Annotated in this window: 14 protein-coding genes and 1 other RNA gene; 12 read left to right on the top strand and 3 right to left on the bottom strand. The window is 67.7% G+C overall.

Annotated elements, in window-relative coordinates:
• Positions 1-110 precede the first annotated feature (110 nt).
• Positions 111-1,373, top strand: coding sequence for an LssY C-terminal domain-containing protein (locus HDC95_RS12785; RefSeq protein WP_259063932.1), 1,263 nt, complete (start codon positions 111-113; stop codon positions 1,371-1,373).
• A 9-nt stretch (positions 1,374-1,382) separates the two neighbouring features.
• The gene (locus HDC95_RS12780) at positions 1,383-2,279 is read left to right on the top strand and encodes a rhodanese-related sulfurtransferase (RefSeq protein ID WP_259063930.1); all 897 of its coding nucleotides are present in this window, start codon (positions 1,383-1,385) and stop codon (positions 2,277-2,279) included.
• Between the two features lies 1 nt (position 2,280).
• Here HDC95_RS12780 and HDC95_RS12775 read toward each other — a convergent pair whose 3' ends face one another.
• Genes HDC95_RS12775 through HDC95_RS12765 form a run of 3 tightly spaced genes read right to left on the bottom strand, consistent with a single transcriptional unit; the run spans position 2,281 to position 6,692 of the window.
• Positions 2,281-4,515, bottom strand: coding sequence for a DUF3488 and transglutaminase-like domain-containing protein (locus HDC95_RS12775; protein WP_259063928.1), 2,235 nt, complete (start codon positions 4,513-4,515; stop codon positions 2,281-2,283).
• Positions 4,502-5,701, bottom strand: a complete 1,200-nt coding sequence (locus HDC95_RS12770; RefSeq protein ID WP_259063927.1) for a DUF58 domain-containing protein — start codon at positions 5,699-5,701, stop codon at positions 4,502-4,504. The genes HDC95_RS12775 and HDC95_RS12770 overlap by 14 nt, the downstream gene beginning before the upstream one ends.
• Positions 5,702-5,714: 13 nt before the next feature.
• Positions 5,715-6,692 carry a MoxR family ATPase gene (locus HDC95_RS12765; RefSeq protein WP_259063926.1) on the bottom strand — a complete coding sequence of 326 codons (978 nt, stop codon included), beginning with the start codon at positions 6,690-6,692 and terminating at the stop codon, positions 5,715-5,717.
• Between the two features lie 136 nt (positions 6,693-6,828).
• On the opposite strand from HDC95_RS12765, the gene ffs reads away from it, so the two are divergent.
• From ffs to HDC95_RS12715, 10 genes are all read left to right on the top strand, one after another.
• An RNA gene (gene ffs, locus HDC95_RS12760) (signal recognition particle sRNA small type) lies at positions 6,829-6,925 on the top strand.
• A 56-nt stretch (positions 6,926-6,981) separates the two neighbouring features.
• Positions 6,982-7,593 (top strand): rhomboid family intramembrane serine protease, encoded by a 612-nt coding sequence (locus HDC95_RS12755; protein WP_259063925.1) that lies wholly within the window; start codon positions 6,982-6,984, stop codon positions 7,591-7,593.
• Positions 7,590-8,177 carry a hypothetical protein gene (locus tag HDC95_RS12750; protein WP_259063924.1) on the top strand — a complete coding sequence of 196 codons (588 nt, stop codon included), beginning with the start codon at positions 7,590-7,592 and terminating at the stop codon, positions 8,175-8,177. The genes HDC95_RS12755 and HDC95_RS12750 overlap by 4 nt, the downstream gene beginning before the upstream one ends.
• Positions 8,178-8,186: 9 nt before the next feature.
• Positions 8,187-10,307 carry a phosphate acetyltransferase gene (gene pta, locus HDC95_RS12745; RefSeq protein ID WP_259063923.1) on the top strand — a complete coding sequence of 707 codons (2,121 nt, stop codon included), beginning with the start codon at positions 8,187-8,189 and terminating at the stop codon, positions 10,305-10,307.
• Entirely contained in the window at positions 10,304-11,524 is a 1,221-nt protein-coding gene (locus tag HDC95_RS12740) for an acetate/propionate family kinase (protein ID WP_259063922.1), read from the top strand. The genes pta and HDC95_RS12740 overlap by 4 nt, the downstream gene beginning before the upstream one ends.
• 108 nt (positions 11,525-11,632) lie before the next feature.
• The gene (locus HDC95_RS12735) at positions 11,633-12,394 is read left to right on the top strand and encodes an HAD family phosphatase (RefSeq protein ID WP_259063921.1); all 762 of its coding nucleotides are present in this window, start codon (positions 11,633-11,635) and stop codon (positions 12,392-12,394) included.
• A complete protein-coding gene (locus HDC95_RS12730; protein ID WP_259063920.1) occupies positions 12,391-14,874 on the top strand; it encodes a glycoside hydrolase family 65 protein in 2,484 nt (827 codons plus the stop codon). The genes HDC95_RS12735 and HDC95_RS12730 overlap by 4 nt, the downstream gene beginning before the upstream one ends.
• A gap of 41 nt (positions 14,875-14,915) precedes the next feature.
• A complete protein-coding gene (locus HDC95_RS12725; RefSeq protein WP_259063919.1) occupies positions 14,916-17,096 on the top strand; it encodes a DNA polymerase III subunit gamma and tau in 2,181 nt (726 codons plus the stop codon).
• Positions 17,096-17,689, top strand: coding sequence for a recombination mediator RecR (gene recR, locus HDC95_RS12720; protein ID WP_259063918.1), 594 nt, complete (start codon positions 17,096-17,098; stop codon positions 17,687-17,689). The genes HDC95_RS12725 and recR overlap by 1 nt, the downstream gene beginning before the upstream one ends.
• A 40-nt stretch (positions 17,690-17,729) precedes the next feature.
• Positions 17,730-18,692, top strand: a complete 963-nt coding sequence (locus HDC95_RS12715; RefSeq protein ID WP_259063917.1) for a DMT family transporter — start codon at positions 17,730-17,732, stop codon at positions 18,690-18,692.
• The last annotated feature ends 74 nt before the right edge of the window (positions 18,693-18,766 follow it).

Raw genomic sequence — 18,766 nt, 5'->3', positions numbered from 1 at the left:
ATGCCGCCTGCGCCAGCTGCCGTGAGTCATAGGGTGAGGGGAAACCTTGACCGATCCGCAGGGGAGAACGCGTGAACGAGGTGCCGCACCGCAGACGATGGATGTTGCAGATGCAGCAGCCGCTGCCCCGCGCGACGGTGGTCGACCGCACAGCCTTCCTCATCGGCACGGCGGCCGCGGTGTGGTTGGCCGTGATCATCGCGATCCAGGGCGTGCGGACGCAGTGGGCGCTGGCGTGGTTCATCCCGATCTGGGCGATCACCGCCTACCTGGTGCTTCCGCGGCTGCACCGGCTGCTCTCCGACCTCTACGTGCCCGACTACTTCTTCGGACGAACCCGGACGACCGACGGGCTGCTCGGCGATCCGGTCAACGTCGGCGTGGACGGCTCAGGACCTCAGCTCGACCACGTCATGATCTCGGCCGGCTGGCATCGTGCGGATGAGATCACGGCGGCCTCGACATGGCGCATCATCGTGTCGACCCTCACCCGGCGCAGCTATTCCACCGCGCCGGTGTCGCCGCTCATGCTGTTCGGCAGGCGCCACGACGTCGCCTACCAGCAGGAGGTGGAGGGAAACCCCAAGCAGCGTCACCACGTGCGCTTCTGGCACAGCCCGCCTGGCTGGTTGCTTCCCGGCGGCGCCCATGCGGATTGGCTGGGCGCCGCGACCTACGACACCGACGTGGGCCTGTCGCTGTTCACATTGCAGGTCACGCATCGCATCGACCAGAACACCGACGTCGAACGCGATCACCTGGTCGAGACGGCGCGGGCTGCGGACGGTGCCGTGCGGATTCGCCTGCTCCGCGACTTCACCACCGGATACCATTCGCGCAACGGTGGCGGAGACCGGTTCGTGACCGACGGCAACCTGCCCATCATCGACGTCTCCGGCGTAGCGCCGCCCGAACCAATGACTGTGATGCACTCCGAGCAGGGCACGGCGCGGCAGATCGCCCGAGCGCCGCTGTCGGTGATCACTGCGGTGACTCTCATCGTCCTGGTCACGCTCCTCCAACTGGTCGGCTGGCTGACCGACGGAGCCTCCTTGCAGTTGCTCATCGATGCGGACGTCGATGAACGGATCGTGCTGGTCTTCCTGCTCGTCTTCTTCGGATCATTCCTGCTCTGGCAGCTGATCATGGCCTGGCTCGTGCTGCGACGAGGTCGCAGATCGCGTGCGGTGCTGATGGTGCTGGTCACGCTCCAGATCGTCTTCATGGCGATCGACTACCTGGACGGCAGCACCGTGCTCGGTCTGGACTGGACGCTGCTGACGGCATCCGTCCAAGCCATCACGCTGCTGTGCCTCTCGAGTGAGTCCGCCGGTGCATGGGCTCGCAGGCGCCGTGGATCGCAGCCCGCGTAAAATCGCAGGGTGGCCACACCCAAGATCGTCCTCTTCTATGCGTTCGCGCCGCTCGCCGACCCCGAGGCGATACGTCTGTGGCAGCGCGACCTCGGCGAGGCCCTCGGGCTGCGCGGTCGAGTGATCATCTCGAAGGACGGCGTGAACGGCACGCTCGGCGGTGACCTTCCCGCTCTCAAGAAGTGGGCGCGTTCGTTCCGTGCCCACCCGGCGTTCAAGACCGCCGACATCAAATGGAGCGAGGGAAGCGGACTCGACGACGACGGACTCAGCGTGGACTTTCCCAAGCTCAGCGTCAAGGTGCGCGACGAGATCGTCTCCTTCGGTGCGCCGGGCGAGCTGCGGGTCGATGAGGGTGGAGTCATCGGCGGCGGTGCACGGCTGAGCCCGGACGAATTGCACGAACTGGTGCAATCACGCGACGACGTCGTATTCTTCGACGGCCGCAACGCGCTCGAGGCCGAGATCGGACGCTTCCGCGGTGCGGTCGTGCCCGACACTGAGACGACCCGTGACTTCGTCGAGCTGCTCGACTCGGGCGCGTACGACGATCTCAAGGGAAAACCCGTCGTCACGTACTGCACCGGCGGCATCCGCTGCGAGGTGCTCTCCAGTCTCATGACCGCGCGCGGGTTCGGCGAGGTGTATCAGCTCGACGGAGGCATCGTCCGCTATGGGGAGCGCTTCGGCGACGACGGTCTGTGGGAAGGATCGCTCTACGTCTTCGACAAACGAGGGTCGGTGGACTTCAGCGACCACACCTCCGTCATCGGCACATGCGCCGGATGCGGTACGCAGACCAAGCGCACAGCGAACTGCCCCGACGCTTCGTGCCGCAGTCAGTTCGTCGTGTGCCAGAGCTGCGACGCGGTGCCGTGCAGCGAGCACATGACCGCGACAGCCTGAGTCAGGAATACGCCGGCTCGCGCGATGCGTCGATGAGGAACAGCGAGCGCGGCAGCAGCAGCGCTGCGGCGCGTGAGCGGACGTCGACAACGCGGTGCAGATCGGCGCTGACCAGCGCGAGCGCACCTGCCAGGTCGCCCGACTGCGCCGCACCCTGCGCGTAGCTCGCGCGCTCGATGGCATCCACCAGGGTGTGCACCGCGTCCGCGCCCGCACCGCGCTCGATCAGGGCGGCACCGCGTGCACGTGGAGAATCCGCGTCCGAGACCGGCAGCCCCAGATCGGTCAATGTAGCACGCAGCTCCCGCCAGGCGATGACGGCATCGCCGGCGCGTGCACGCGAGCGGCGCCGCATCCGCACGACCAATCGGATCAGCGCCGGAAGCAGCAGCACGAACAGCACGCCGGCGACCACCAGCAGAACCGGTGTGGGGTCGAGCCGCTGCAGCGCGCCGCCGCCGGCGGCGGATGAGCCGTCCAGCGCGTCATCGCGCTCCGGTCCGTTCGTCGGTGCCGTCGACGGTGCCGCGCTCGGCGCCGGGGACGCAGGTCCCGTGGTCGAGCCGCCCTCGACGGATGTGGGCTGGAACCCGGTCGGCACGCCGAGTGAGGCTGTGGGCTCGAACGGCACCCACCCGATGCCTTCGAAGCGCACCTCGGGCCAGGCGTGCAGCTGGTCGCTGCTGACGACGTACACGAACTCGTCGCCGCGTTTCTCGTCGGCGAGGCGGCCGGGAAGGTAGCCGACCACTATCCGCACCGGAAGGTCGAGCGACTGCGCCATCAGAGCGAAGGCGCCCGCGAAGTGGATGCAGTATCCCGAACGGACGTCGAGGAACTCGGCGACCGCATCCACCCCGGTGCCGTCGAAGCCACCGTCGACCGGCGCATCCAGGGAGTAGGTGAACTCGGAGCGGAACCACGCCTGCAGGTCGATCAAACGGTCGTAGTCGTTGCCGGCCCTCGCTGTCACCTCACGCGCCGTCTCGGCGATCACCTGGGGAAGGTCGTCAGGAGCACGCGCGTCACCGGGGCCGAGAGCGGTGGACGATGCGCGGATCTGCTCAAGCGTCGGCCGCACGGCGGCGGCCGTGACGGTGTAGTCCTCGCCCGCTGCATCCCTCGTCTCGGACACCACCGTCCGGTTGCCCGGCATGATCTCCCAGCCGGACGAGGCGCCCGCGATCTTCGTCGCGGGATACGGCACCGGCAGCCACGAGCTGGAGACGCCGACGACGCGAATCGAGGTGCGGCGTTCTTCGGCGGCGACATCGTCCGACCATTCCACTCCTCCGAACCCTTCGGACAGAGGCTGTGTGTCTCCCTCATCCGAGTCCCAGACACGACCGTTGAACCCCGACAGCGTCGCGATGCGCAGATAGGGGGCGGCCGCGTCTGTGGTGGCCAGTGTGATCACGTCGGAGGGCACGGGACGGCGCAGGTCGTCCCCCAGCCTCAGCGACGGGTTGAGCTGGACGGCGGTGCCCGTGCCGATCCAGCTGGCGGAGACCGGCAGCGCAGGCGTCACGACCAGCGCGGTGACGATCGCCGCAGCGCCGACGCCGAACGCGACGGCAGAAGACGCCCGGCGCGGACGGCGGCGGTCGTGACGGGTGCTGTGCCGAAGCAGGAACAGCGTCAGGATGGCGAGCAGCACGAACCAGGGGATGTTCGCATCCCCGAACGAGATGATCATCGGCGTCGCCCCGACCGCCGCCACCAGGATCGCGGCGAACAGCGCGAGACGTTGTGCGACCAGGTGATCGAGAATGATCGTGATCACGGCGAACCCGATCGCGATCATGGTACGAAGGGCCAGGGTGTCCTGCAGCGGGGCGGTGCCGAACTGCACCTGTTCGAATGCCTGGGCGGTGAGGGGCGGCAGAGCGCGCAGCGTGGCGCCGGTCGGAATGATTCCGAGCGCAGCGGTCTGCGGAAGAAGGAGCGCGGTGAGCGCGCACACTGCGACGATCCCTTGGGCGAGCAGCGCCCACGCGTCCCGTCCGCGACGTCGGGCACCCAGAAACCGCGCCGCTGCACCGGTGGCCGTGATCACGACGACGACGCCGATGCCCGTGAGCGACCACACGCCCGGCGCGATGACAGACGCGTACGGCCACAGCGCGATGAATCCGGCGCAGGCGGTGAGCAGGGCGATCGCCAGGGCGCTCTCGCGTCGTTCGGCGACAACCGCAGCTTCGGCCCATGGCGCGCGACGCGCTTCAGCGCGTGACATGGCCGCCTCCCGTCGCCATGCGTGCGGGGAGGGCGTCTTCCCATGCTCCGGCGATGTCGTCCGCGAGCGGGGCGGAAGACCATCCGACTCGTGCAGCCGCCTCGCCCGCACCCGCCAGCGGGTCGGTCATGAGAAGGATCGGAGCCGAGGCTCCGCCATGGCGCAGCATCGCCGCATCCTCTTCGTCGATGCGGCCGGTGATCAGCACCAGCGGGCCGGGAGGAGTTCCATCGAAGAGCGTGACGATGTCGCGGCCCTCTCCCTGCGGTCTGGCGAGCGCCAACGCCACGAGCAATCCGTCACGATCGTCCTCGTGTCCGCGCAGTCGACCCAGTACGGATCCTGCGGAATCGATGACATCGACGCTGTAGCCCTCCTGCACGAGGTGGAGCGCGACCGACGCGCATGCCGAGACTGCGGCTTCGAAGGCCGTGTCGACTCCCGATACCTGAGGCTGCCAGCGCCTGGCCGTGCGGTCGAGGACCACCAGTGCATCCGGGCTGGATTCCTCCTCCTCCTGTCGCACCATCAGGTCGCCGCGATGGGCCGTCGCCCGCCAATGGATGCGGCGCATCGAATCGCCGGACACATAGCGCCGGGGAGACAGATTGTCGCTGCCCTGCCCGAGCCTGGTGGACGACGTGTGCGCCGTGCCACCTGCCGCACCGATGTTCGAGCTGAGCGGCGCGAGCGGGACGACCTCGGGGACGACCGTGACCGTGCGGGTATCGCCGAACTCCTGCATGCGCTGCGCGAATCCGAACGGGTCGATCGTGTGCAGCGTCAGCGGGCCCACCGCCCACGCGCCGCGGCGCACGCCCCTTATCGCGTAACGGATGCTGGTGCCGTTGTCTGTGGGGAACTCTCCTGTGGCATCGCCGGAGACGGCGGGAGGCAGCCGGTCGCGCCAGATGCCGTGCGGGATTCGCAGCGCGCGCAGGTCGAAGCGCACCGCCACCTGGGACTCTTCGCCGACGGTGAGCAGGTCGGTGGAGATGCGACGCGTCACCGCACCGCCGCGCCGCGGGACGTGCACGACGAGCACGGCGAAGACGACGAGCAGGAAGAGCAGCATCGCGACGTAGAGGAGGATGGGCGCCGCCAGAAGATTCGCCGCGATCACGAACAGCAGACCGGCCAGGAGCGCAGCTGCGCCCCTGCCGGTGAGAAAGCGACGTCGAGGCACGGCCGGGCTCATCTCAGAATCTGGCCGCCAGTGGAACGCGCACACGATCCACGATCTGGCCGAGCGCAGCCTCCACCGGCTGGGCGCCCGCACGATGCACCCCGCGGGCGGGGAGCAGGCGATGGGCGAAGACCGGCACGAGCAGCTCGGTGAGATCGTCCGGGATGACGAACTCGCGCCCGTCCAGTGCCGCCCATACCTTGGCGGCGCGCACCAGTTGCAGCGTGGCGCGCGGACTGGCACCGAGATGCAGGTTGGGATCGGCACGGGTGGCCTGAGAGAGCGCGACGGCGTACTCCTCGACGGCGGAAGAGACGTGCACGGCGCGTGCGAAGCCGATCAGGCGTCGGATCGCGCCTGCGTCCGCGACCGGGGTGATCGCGGCGAGCGGATTGACGCTGTCGCGTTGACGCAGCATGAGCGCTTCTGCCGCGGCATCTGGATAGCCCATCGAGATGCGCATCATGAATCGATCGCGCTGTGCCTCAGGGAGGGCGTAAGTGCCTTCCATCTCGAGAGGATTCTGGGTTGCGACGACGAGGAACGGGTCGGGCAGCGGGTGCGTACGCCCGTCGACGGTGACCTGGCCCTCCTCCATGGCTTCGAGCAGGGCGGACTGGGTCTTGGGTGATGAGCGGTTGATCTCATCGGCGATCACGATCTGCGCGAACACGGCCCCCGGCTTGAACTCGAACTCGCGTTCGACGGGGTTGTAGACCGAGACGCCGGTGACATCTCCCGGCAGCAGATCGGGGGTGAACTGGATGCGCCGCACCGTGGCGTCGATGCTCGCTGCGATCGCGCGGGCGAGCATCGTCTTGCCGACACCGGGAACGTCCTCGATGAGCAGATGCCCCTCTGCGAGCAGACAGGCCAGTGCGCTGCGCACGGCATCCGGCTTTCCGTCGATCACCTCGCCGACGGAGGTCAGGATGGCGGAGGTCTGCGCCCGGAACTGCTCAGCAGTGATCTCGGGTCCGGTGTCGTCCATGCGTTCCCCTTCGCCCCAGGCGCCTCTCTGCGTGTGAACTGATCGTAACCCGCGTACGCCGTGCCCGCGCCGGCCGGTCTCAGCTTTCCGGCTCCGGTGCAGGTTCGTGTCTCTGCCGAAGGGCAGGTAGACTGTTCGAGGCTCTCCGCGTGGCAGCATCCAGGCCAATTCCCCCAGGACGGAAACGTAGCAAGGGTAACCGGGCTCTGCTGGGTGCGCGGAGGGTCATTTCTTTTGTCCGCTGTCTGCATGCGGCCTTCTGCTCAGCTTCGCCTGCGAGGATCGTGGTGTGAGTTCATCCGCCAGACCCGCGCGTTCCGGTGCGCTCGTGCGCTTCGCATCGCCGCTCGCACTCGTGGCGGTGATGTGGACGATCCAGATCCTCGATGTCATCCTTCCTGGCTCCTTCACCGGGTTCGGGCTGCGATCCTGGGACCTCGGCAGCCTGCAGGGACTCGTGCTCGGGCCACTTCTGCATTCGGGCTGGGCGCACCTGATCGCCAACTCTCTGCCGCTGCTCGTGCTCGGATGCCTCATCGCCATCGAAGGCGCGGGCCGGTTCTGGATGGTCACCGCCGTCACCGCGATCGTCGGCGGCGCCGGCACCTGGCTGCTCAGTGCGCCTGGCACCCTCACCGTCGGTGCGTCCGTGCTCGTCTTCGGTTACTTCGCGTACGTCGTCGTGCGGGTCTTCTCGCCACGGCCGATCGCGCATCGGATCGCTCATGCGCTCATCGCCGTGATCGTGATCGTGCTCTACGGCGGATCGATGCTCGCCGGCATTGTCGGCGTGGGACCTGGCGTCTCATGGCAGGCGCACCTGTGCGGCGCGATCGGCGGTGGCGTCGCCGCGCTCGCCGGAGCGCGTCGTCAGCGCGGTCAGGGAGAGCGCAGCGCGTGAAACGGCGGAAGACGCGTGATCGTGCGCGGCCCGCCATCCTCACGCTCGGTGCGCTCACCCTCGCCGCGCTCCTCATCGTGCTCGTGCCGATGGCGACCTCGCGCGATCCGATCGCGGTGTGCATGTATACGCCAGAGGATCTTCCCGATGCAGGTGTAGAGGGGTGGCACGGAGAGCAGATCGACAACGCCGCGATCATCGTGCGCACGGCGTCGGAGCAGGGTCTCGGCAGAGACGGCTCGATACTCGGCGTCATGGCGGCGATGGGGGAGAGCTCGCTGCGCAACATCGACTACGGAGACTGGGAGACGTCCGGATTCACCAACCCTGACGGCACGCGCACGACCAGCATCGGCCTGTTCCAGCAGCAGGAGTGGTGGGGGAGCGTCGAGACCCGGATGGACCCAGCGGGATCCGCCGCCCTGTTCTACGGACGGCTCGCCGGACTCGAGGGGTGGCAGGACATGGAGCCCTCGCATGCGATCCACCGCGTTCAGATCAACACGGACCCGGAGCACTACGCCCGGTTCGAGCATGACGCCGCGGCAGTCGTCGACGCGCTTTCCGGGCCCTGCCCGGCGTAGGGTGGCAGCGTGGCACGGAGCATCTACATCACCTCGGCCGAGGGGCATACGGGCAAGTCCACCATCGCACTGGGCGTGCTCGACGCGCTCATGCGCGTGACGCCGAGGGTCGGCGTCTTCCGCCCGATCGCGCGCTCGTCCGCAGAGCCCGACTACGTGCTTGAACTGCTGCTCGCGCACGACGGCGTGCATCTGGACTACGACGACAGCATCGGCGTCACATACGACGACGTGCGCGAGGACCCCGACCGCGCGCTGGCGACCATCGTCGCCAGGTTCAAAGCGGTCGAGGCGCAGTGCGACGCCGTCGTGGTCATCGGCAGCGACTACACGGATGTCGCGAGTCCCGCCGAACTCGGATACAACGCCCGCATCGCCGCGAATCTAGGTGCTCCGGTGCTGCTCGTACTCAGCGGGCGGGATCAGCAGTCGAAAGCCGAACAGCTCGGTACCTCGACCGCTCGTACCGCCGACGCCGTGGGCCAGATCGCCTCTCTCGCGCTCGCCGAGCTGCACGACGAGCGCGCTGAGCTCTTCGCGGTCATCGTGAACCGCGCCGACCCGGACGCACTGCAGCAGAGTGTCGACGCGGTGCGCGCCGCCCAGGCGGAGCACACGTCCGTGTGGGCGATCCCGGAGGACCGCACACTCGTGGCGCCGTCGATCCGCGGCATCCTCGCAGCCGTCGACGGAAGGCTCCTCAAGGGCGACCCGGATCTGCTCACCCGTGAAGCTCTGAGCGTCGTGGTGGCGGGAATGTCGATGGTCAACGTCCTGCCGCGTCTCACCCAGGATGCCGTCGTGGTCATCCCCGCCGACCGCACAGAAGTGCTGCTCGCGACCCTGATGGCCGACGCAGCGGGCACATTCCCGTCGATCGCGGGGATCATCCTCAACGGGCCGTTCCCGCTGCCGGAGTCGATCGAACGGCTGCTCGGAGGTCTGGCATCCACTGTCCCGATCATCGCGACCGACCACGGCACCTACGACACCGCCGTACGCGTGATGGGTGCTCGCGGCCGGCTGGCCGCCGACTCGCGTCACCGCTATGACCGCGCGCTCGGGCTGTTCCAGACCCATGTGGACATCACAGAGCTCGCGACGCAGCTCGGACTCGCCGAAGCGCACGTCGTGACTCCTCTGATGTTCGAGTACGGGCTCATCGAGCGGGCCAGCGCCGACCGCAAGCGCATCGTGCTGCCAGAGGGAGAGGATGACCGCATCCTCCGCGCCGCGTCGAGTCTGATCGCCCGCGACGTCGCGGATCTGACGATCCTCGGCGATGAGAGCGAGATCCGCGCCCGCGCCACCGAGCTCGGCATCGACATCGGCGCGGCTCAGATCATCAGCCCGACCGAGCCGGCGTATGTCGAGCAGTTCGCCGAGGAGTACGCGCGCCTCCGAGCGCACAAGGGAGTCACCCTGTCGCAGGCCGCAGACACCGTCACCGACGTGTCGTACTTCGGCACGCTCATGGTGCATCTCGGTCTCGCCGACGGCATGGTCTCCGGCGCGACCCACACCACGGCGCACACGATCCGGCCGTCGTTCGAGATCATCAAGACCCGTCCCGGCGTGGAAGTGGTCTCCAGCGTCTTCCTGATGGCGCTCGCCGACCGCGTGCTCGTGTACGGCGACTGCGCCGTCATCCCCGATCCGACCAGCATCCAGCTCGCCGACATCGCGATCTCGTCGGCGGAGACAGCACGGCAGTTCGGCATTGAGCCGCGCGTCGCCATGCTCTCGTATTCGACGGGGGAGTCAGGAACCGGCGCCGACGTCGACAAGGTGCGCGAGGCGACAGCGCTCGTGCGCGAGCGCGCGCCGGAGCTACCCGTCGACGGACCGATCCAGTACGACGCCGCGGCGGATGTCGCAGTCGCAAAGGCGAAGATGCCGGATTCCGCCGTCGCAGGGCGCGCGACAGTGTTCGTCTTCCCCGACCTGAACACCGGCAACAACACCTACAAGGCCGTGCAGCGCTCCGCAGGAGCCGTCGCGATCGGCCCGGTGCTGCAGGGGCTGAACAAGCCGATCAACGACCTGTCGCGCGGTGCGCTGGTCGACGACATCGTCAACACGGTCGCCATCACCGCGATCCAGGCCCAGGGAATCGAGACCGCACGATGAGCGTCGTCCTGATCGTCAACAGCGGCTCCTCGTCACTGAAGTACAGCCTGGTCGACATGGATCGCGAGGTGCCGCTCGGCGAGGGACTCATCGAGCGCATCGGACAGGAATCCAGCGAGATCTCGCACACGATCCGGCGTCTGAACGACGGCGATGCCGCGCCCACAGTGCTCGACGTCACCAAGAAGAGTGAACGGACGATCGCCGATCACGTCGAGGCGTTCGCAGTCATGCTCGAGCAGTTCGAGACGCACGGCCCCGCTCTCGCCGAGCATCCGCCGGTGGCAGTGGGACACCGCGTCGTGCACGGCGGCGCGCGGTTCTTCGCGCCGACGCTCGTGACGGATGCCGTCGAGCAGTCGATCGGCGAACTCGAGGTGCTGGCGCCGCTGCACAATCCGGCGAATCTCGCAGGCATCCGCGCCGCGCGAGCAGCGTTCCGCGATGTGCCGCACGTGGCCGTGTTCGACACCGCGTTCCATCAGACGCTGAAGCCGGCGGCATACACGTACGCGATCGATGCGGCGTTCGCCGAGAAGCACCGCATCCGCCGCTATGGCTTCCACGGCACAAGCCATAAGTACGTCAGCGAGCAGGCCGCGGCGTTCCTCGGCTGCGATCTCGCCTCATTGCGTCAGCTCGTCTTCCACCTGGGCAACGGCGCGTCGGTCACGGCGATCGATGGCGGGCGCTCTGTGGAGACGTCGATGGGGTTCACCCCGCTCGAGGGCCTTGTGATGGGCACGCGCTCCGGTGACCTCGACCCCGCGGTGCTGGTGCACATCGCTCGCGTGGCCGATTACTCGATCGACGAGATCGACACGCTGCTCAATACCAGGAGCGGATTGAAGGGCCTCGCCGGGCACAGCGACATGCGCGACATCCTCGCCGGCGTCGACGCAGGTGACGACGCAGCCACCCTGGCCTTCGACGTCTATATCCATCGCCTCCGCGCCTACACCGGTGCCTACATCGCACAGCTCGGCGGTGTCGATGTCATCTCGTTCACGGCGGGTGTCGGCGAGAATGCGGCGCAGGTGCGGGCCGAGGCGCTTGCGGGCCTCGGCTTCTTCGGAATCGAGATCGACCGTGCGCGCAACGAGGCGCGCGGCCACGGTATCCGTCGCATCTCGACCGGCTCATCGTCGGTCTCGGTGCTCGTCGTGCCCACGGACGAGGAGCTCGAGATCGCACGGCAGACCCTGAGTCTGGTCTGAGTCCTGCAACGCGTCCCATGGGAGTTATGTCTGTGAACCCTGCGCCACTACGCTGGCAGGTGGCACGGTGAGGTGCCGGTCCCTTCGCGTGAAACTCTGGAGGCCCGCATGCCCGAATCTCTGCCAGACCTCAGCCTTGCCGAAGGCATCCTGTTCGACCTGGACGGCGTCCTGACGCCGACGGCCGAGGTGCATATGCGTGCCTGGCAGGCGGTGTTCGACGATGTCTTCGCCACCTGGGGGATCACCCCCGCCTACAGCGACGCCGACTATTACGCCTACGTCGACGGCAAACGGCGCTACGACGGCGTCGCGAGCCTGCTGCACAGCCGCAACGTCGAAGTCCCCTGGGGCGATCCGAACGACCCAGCAGATGCGCAGACCGTCTGCGGGATCGGCAACCGCAAGAACGCGGAATTCGCGGCGGCCCTCCGCAGCGGCGGAGTCGCGCCTTTTCCCGGTTCCCTCGCATTGCTCGAAGCGCTGCGTGATGCGGGTTCCCCGATGGGGGTCGTATCGAGCTCCTCCAACGCCGAAGAGGTGCTGTCGAGCGCCGGAATCCGCGAGTTCTTCACCGTCGTCGTCGACGGCAACGTCGCTGCGCGCGAGAGCCTCACCTCCAAGCCCGCCGCCGACATGTTCCGCGCCGGCGCCGAGCGGCTCGGCGTCGCCCCCGCGGCGAGCGTCGCCGTGGAGGATGCCGTGTCCGGTGTCGCGTCGGCCGTCGCAGCGGGCTTCGCCACTGTCGTCGGCATCGATCGCGGAGCCGGAGCCGAGGCCCTGCGCGCCGCCGGCGCCACCTGTATCGTCGATGACCTTGCCCGGCTGCTCCCCGACGCATCAGCCACCCACAACCCGGAGACCGCATGATCGATCGCGACCGCTTCCCCGTCGACCCGTGGCGTCTGACCGAGACGCGCTACGCAGAGGACGGCGTCTCGGAGACGCTCTTCGCCATCTCCAACGGATACCTCGGCCTGCGCGGCAATCACATCGAAGGTCGTGGCGCGCACGAGCACGGCACGTTCCTGAACGGTCTGCATGAGACCTGGCGCATCCGTCACGCTGAACAGGCGTACGGCTTCGCCGAGGTCGGCCAGACCATCGTCAACGCGCCGGATGCCAAGATCATGCGCGTGTACGTCGACGACGAGCCGCTCTCCTTCGAGGAATCGGAGGTCAGAGACTACACCCGTTCGCTCGACATGCGCACCGGTGTGCTGGAGCGGACCTTCGTCTGGGAGACGCCGTCGGGAAAGCGTATCCGCATGCGCGACGAGCGCCTGGTCAGCTTCGAGGAGCGTCATCTCGCGATCCTTCGACTCGAAGTGACGGTCGAGAACTCGGACGCTCCGGTCACGATCAGCTGCCAGCTGCTGAACCGTCAGGACGGTGGCAGCGTCTACGGCGGTACGCCGAAGGCGGCCAAGAAGTCGGGCTTCGACCCGCGCAAGACGGAGAAGATCACCGAACGGGTGCTGCAGCCGGAGGAGTACTGGCAGGACGGTCTGCGTTCCGCGCTGTCCTATCAGACCACCGAATCAGGGATGACCGTGGCCGTCGTCGCCGACCACGTCATCGAGACGGACAACGAGTACAGCGCGCGCATGCTCGTGGAGCAGGACGTCGCGAAGAACGTCTTCCGTGTGCAGGCGAAGGGCGGAGTGCCGATCCGCATCACCAAGCTGGTCAGCTATCACACCTCTCGCGGCGTACCGGCACACGAGCTCGTCGATCGCTGCCGGCGCTCGCTCGACAGGGCGAGCATCGAGGGGGTCGAAGAGCAGTTCCGTCGCCAGAAGGAATGGCTCGACGGGTTCTGGCAGCGCTCTGACGTCGTGATCGAAGGACACGACGATCTGCAGCAGGCCACCAGGTGGTGCCTGTTCCAGCTCGCTCAGGCATCCGCTCGCGCGGACGGTGCAGGCGTGCCGGCGAAGGGCCTCTCGGGATCGGGCTACAGCGGCCACTACTTCTGGGACACCGAGATCTACGTGCTTCCCTTCCTCACCTATACGACCCCGCAATGGGCGCGCAACGCCCTGCGAGCGCGTGTGCTCATGCTGCCGGCAGCCCGGCGCAGAGCCGCCCAGCTGAACGAGGCGGGAGCGCTGTTCCCCTGGCGTACGATCAACGGCGAGGAGGCGTCCGCGTACTACGCCGCCGGCACCGCGCAGTACCACATCAACGCCGACATCAGCTTCGCGCTCGGCAAGTATGTGCGCGCCACCGGCGACGTGGACTTCCTGGCCCGAGAGGGGGTCGACATCGCCGTGGACACGGCTCGGCTGTGGGCGACGCTCGGGTTCTGGCGAGGATCCAACGGCGATGCGACGTTCCACATCCACGGCGTCACCGGACCGGATGAGTACACGACGGTCGTGAACGACAATCTCTTCACCAACGTCATGGCGAGGTACAACCTGCGCTACGCGGCACGAGTGGTGCGAGAGATCGCCGCCAAGGATCCGCGTGCGTATGAAGCGCTCGTGGAGCGTACAGGGCTGGATGCCGGCGAGCCCGACGCCTGGGACCTTGCGGCGGAGGCGATGTTCATCCCCTTCAGCGAGAGCCTCGGCATCCATCCGCAGGACGCGATGTTCCTGGAGCGCGAGGTGTGGGATCTCGATCACACCCCCGACGACCAGCGCCCGCTGCTGCTGCACTTCCATCCGCTCGTGATCTACCGGTTCCAGGTGCTGAAACAGGCCGATGTCGTGCTGGCGCTCTTCTTGCAGGGCAACCATTTCACGCCGGAGGAGAAACTCGCCGACTTCCAGTACTACGATCCGCTGACGACGGGCGATTCGACGCTGTCCGCGGTCGTGCAGTCGATCCTCGCGGCAGAGGTCGGATACCAGGACCTCGCGAGGGAGTACTTCGAGCATTCGCTGTTCGTCGATCTGGGCGACCTGCACCACAATGCCTCGGACGGCGTGCATGTCGCGTCGGCCGGCGGCGTGTGGACCGCGCTGGTGTGCGGATTCGGCGGCATGCGGGATCACGCGGGCGAGCTCAGCTTCGACCCGCGATTGCCTGTCGACTGGCCGTCGCTGTCGTACTCGCTGGAGTGGCAGGGCACGGCGCTGAACGTGACGGTCACCCGCGATCAGCTTCGCGTCGCCGTGCAATCCGGTAAGCCGGTCTCGTTCACCGTGCGCGGAGGCGAGTACACGGTGACCGAGGCGGATGACGTCGTCGTCGCGCTGGCCGATCAAGGGCCGGTGCTGAAGGGGCGTCCGACGCTGGGTCAGTTCGAAGACGCGCGCAGAGACGACGGCACCCGCATCTCCGCATCCGTGCCTGTGGTCACCAGCGCGATCCCGGTGATCAACGTGTTCGAGGACTGAGCCGCGAGCACAGTGTCGGCGGCACGCCGTAGGCTGGAGTGGTGACCACAGCCCTGTACCGCCGTTACCGCCCCGAGAACTTCGGCGAGATGATCGGGCAGTCCCAGGTGACCGAACCGCTGATGACGGCGCTGCGCAGCGACCGCGTCGGTCACGCGTATCTCTTCTCAGGGCCACGTGGCTGCGGAAAGACCACCTCGGCACGCATTCTCGCTCGATGCCTGAACTGTGCGGAGGGCCCCACCGACACCCCGTGCGGCACCTGCCCCAGCTGCGTTGAGCTGTCGCGCGCCGGCGGCGGGTCACTCGATGTCGTCGAGATCGACGCGGCCAGTCACAACGGCGTCGACGACGCGCGGGATCTTCGCGAGAGGGCGACCTTCGCTCCCAGCCGCGATCGATTCAAGATCTTCATCCTCGATGAGGCGCACATGGTCACCCCGCAGGGCTTCAACGCACTGCTGAAGCTCGTGGAAGAGCCCCCTGCGCACGTCAAGTTCATCTTCGCGACCACGGAGCCCGACAAGGTGCTCGGCACGATCCGCTCCCGTACGCATCACTACCCGTTCCGGCTCGTGCCGCCGGCGGCGATGCTCGAGTACGTCGAGAAGCTGTGTGCCGAAGAAGGCGTGCAGGTCGATCAAGGCGTGCTGCCGCTCGTCGTTCGTGCAGGCGGCGGCTCGCCTCGAGACACCCTCTCGCTGCTCGACCAGCTCATCGCCGGCTCCGACGGCGACTCGGTCGCATACGAACGGGCGGTGTCGCTGCTGGGCTACACCCACGGCGCCCTGCTGGACGAGATCGTCGATGCGCTCGCCGCCGGCGATGCCGCAGCGGCCTTCCCCGCGATCGATCGGGTCGTGCAGACGGGTCAGGATCCGCGGCGCTTCGTCGACGATCTGCTCGAGCGTCTGCGCGATCTCATCGTGATCGCCGCAGTCGGCGTCGGCGCCGGCGCAGTGCTGCGCGGACTCGCCGAGGACGAGCTCGCCCGCATGCGCACCCAGGCCACTGCCTTCGGCGCTGCGCGCCTCTCCCGCACGGCCGACGTCGTCAGCGCCGCTCTGGACGACATGACAGGGGCCACATCGCCCCGCCTTCACCTCGAGCTCATGATCGCCCGCGTGCTGAGCGCCGCGGGGGAGGGGAGCCGCGAAGGCTTCGACTCGCCCGGACTCGCTCAGCCTGCTTCGACTCCTGCTCCTGTTCCTGAGCGTGCTGTTCCTGCTCCGGAGCCTCCTGAGCCGGCTGCTGTTCCTGCTGTGCCTGAGCCTGCGGCCCCCGCTGGTGCACCTCAGCGGGTCGTTGAGCGACCCGAAACGACTCAAACACCCGAGACGACTCCGGTTCCCGAAACGACTCAAACACCCGAGACGACTCCGGTTCCCGAGACGACTCCGGCACCTGAAACGACTCCGGAATCGCACGCTGAGCCGTCAGGCCCGGTCGATTTCGAACGCGTCCGCTCGTCATGGCCGGCGATCCTCAAGCGACTCGAAGACGTCAGCCGCACAGCGTGGCTGACGGTCACGACCGTGCAGCCGCTCGATTACGCCACCGAATCCGAGGTGCTCACGCTCGGCTTCGCGAGTCCGCAGGACGTCAAGTCGTTCAAGGGCTCCACGCCGGGTCCCGGCCCGTCCGACCACCTGCGCACGGCGATCGAGCAGGAACTCGGCGTTCGCGTGAAGTATCTCCCGAAGCCGTTGCCGCCGACGGCGCTCTCCGATGCGGCTGCTCCTGAACGCGTGCGCACAGCGCCGTCGTCGTCGAACCAGAGTTCATCAGGACGAAGCGCGCCGCAGGCGCCGGCCACGCCCGCTTCGGTGACGGAATGGGCGGTCGCATCGATCCCCAGCTCCGAGCAGCAGCCGGTCGCATCGCATCCCCAGTTCCCGATCGACCCCGAACCCGCCGATGTCGAGTCCGAGGCATCGGCCCCCCAGCCGACGCAGGACGGGGCGGTCGATCACGATGCGCCGCCGTTGCCGGATGACGCCGATGCCCCCGATGACGCCGACGACGAACCACCGTACGAGCCGCCCGTGCCGCCGCAGCAGTCCGAGCTGCCGGCCGTCCCGCAGCGCTCCGTACCCGTCGCCACCGAGCGCGCCGCCGGTGGCGGCGGCGTGCAGCGCTATGGCGAAGCGGTGATCCGTCAGGTGCTCGGTGCGACCTTCGTGCGTGAAGAGCCCTATGAAGCGCCCACGAGGTTCGCCTGATGTATGACGGCATCGTTCAAGAGCTCATCGATGAGTTCGGCAGGCTCCCCGGTATCGGGCCGAAGTCGGCGCAGCGCATCACATTCCACATCCTTCAGACACCGACGTTCGACGTCGCCCGTCTCGCCGAGCTACTCACGGATGTGCGTGAACGGGTGCGATTCTGCGAGGTCTGCGGCAACGTGTCCGAGCAAGACCGCTGCGCGATCTGCCGTGACCCCCGCCGCAATCCAGCCCTGATCTGTGTCGTGGAAGATGCCAAGGACGTCTCGGCCATCGAGCGCACCCGTGAGTTCCGCGGCCTCTACCACGTGCTCGGCGGGGCGATCAGCCCCATTGCAGGGGTCGGTCCGGATGACCTGCGCATCACGCAGTTGATGTCGCGTCTCGCCGACGGCACCGTGCAAGAGGTGATCCTCGCGACGAACCCGAACCTCGAAGGGGAGGCGACCGCCAGCTACCTCAGCAGACTGCTGACCACGATGCAGATCACGGTGTCACGCCTCGCATCCGGTCTGCCTGTGGGCGGCGACCTCGAGTACGCCGACGAGGTCACCCTCGGTCGCGCGTTCGAAGGTCGACGAACGTTGTGACCGTCCTCCTGAGCGCCGGCATCACCGCAGAGTCGGCCGAATGAACGCCCACAGGGGCTTCACACGCAGAGGCTGGATGCTCTTCGCGGTCATGGCCTTCGTCTGGGGCATCACCTACCTGTTCATCAAAGAGGCGGTGCACTCGTTCAGCCCGCCCGCCGTCGTCGCCGGGCGCACGCTGCTGGGCGGACTGGTCCTGCTACCGTTCGCGATCCGCAGCGGTGCGCTGAAGGCGGTGTGGAAGCACTGGCCGTGGGTGCTCGCATTCGGTCTGGTCGAGATGGCTGGGCCGTTTCTGCTGCTCAGTCACGCCGAGACGCAGCTGCCTTCGGGACTCACCGGTCTGCTCGTCGCGACGGTGCCGTTGTTCGCCGTCATCATCGCTCTGCTGCGAGGCGACCGCGCGGTCCTCGCCCCCATACGCCTGGGTGGTCTTCTCCTCGGCTTCATCGGCGTCGGCATCGTCGTCGCCGGGCCGGGACTCTTCCCGCAGGGCCAGGCGAGCGTCTTCGCGATCGGCGAGATCATGCTCACGGCGCTGCTGTACGCCATCGCGCCGTTCATCATCGCGCACAAGCTCGCAGGGGTCCCGTCGATAGGCACCATCACGCTCGCGCTGTTCGCGATCGGCCTCGGCTATCTGCCGGCCGCACTGCTCACACAGCATGAGGTGCCGACGATCCGCTCGAGCGTGTCGCTGATTCTGCTCGGCGTGATCTGCACGGCGCTCGCGTTCGTCGCCTTCTTCGCGCTCGTCCGCGAAGTCGGTCCGGTGCGCGCGCCGCTGTTCACCTACATCAACCCTGTCGTCGCGATCGTGCTCGGCGCGATAGTGCTCGCAGAGCCGGTGACGCCGGGGCTGCTGATCGGGTTCCCCGTGATCCTCGCCGGATGCTGGTTCGCCGCGACGGGCGGGCACCTCCGCACCCGCCCTCCGGTCGTGGATCCCGCTCTCACAAGTCCTGAGCGACCGGCTCGCGACGGATCGCCGTCCGCCGCCTGAGCAGCAGCAGTATTTCGGAGGCGTCACATACGCGGAGGGGAATACGCGTCGAAAGTACAATGGCCGTGGGCGGA

Origin of the sequence: Microbacterium sp. AK031, assembly GCF_024807145.1 — a bacterium.
Lineage (GTDB): Bacteria > Actinomycetota > Actinomycetes > Actinomycetales > Microbacteriaceae > Microbacterium.
The sequence above is the reverse complement of the archived record's forward strand: the minus strand, read 5'-3'. Positions and strand labels throughout refer to the sequence as shown.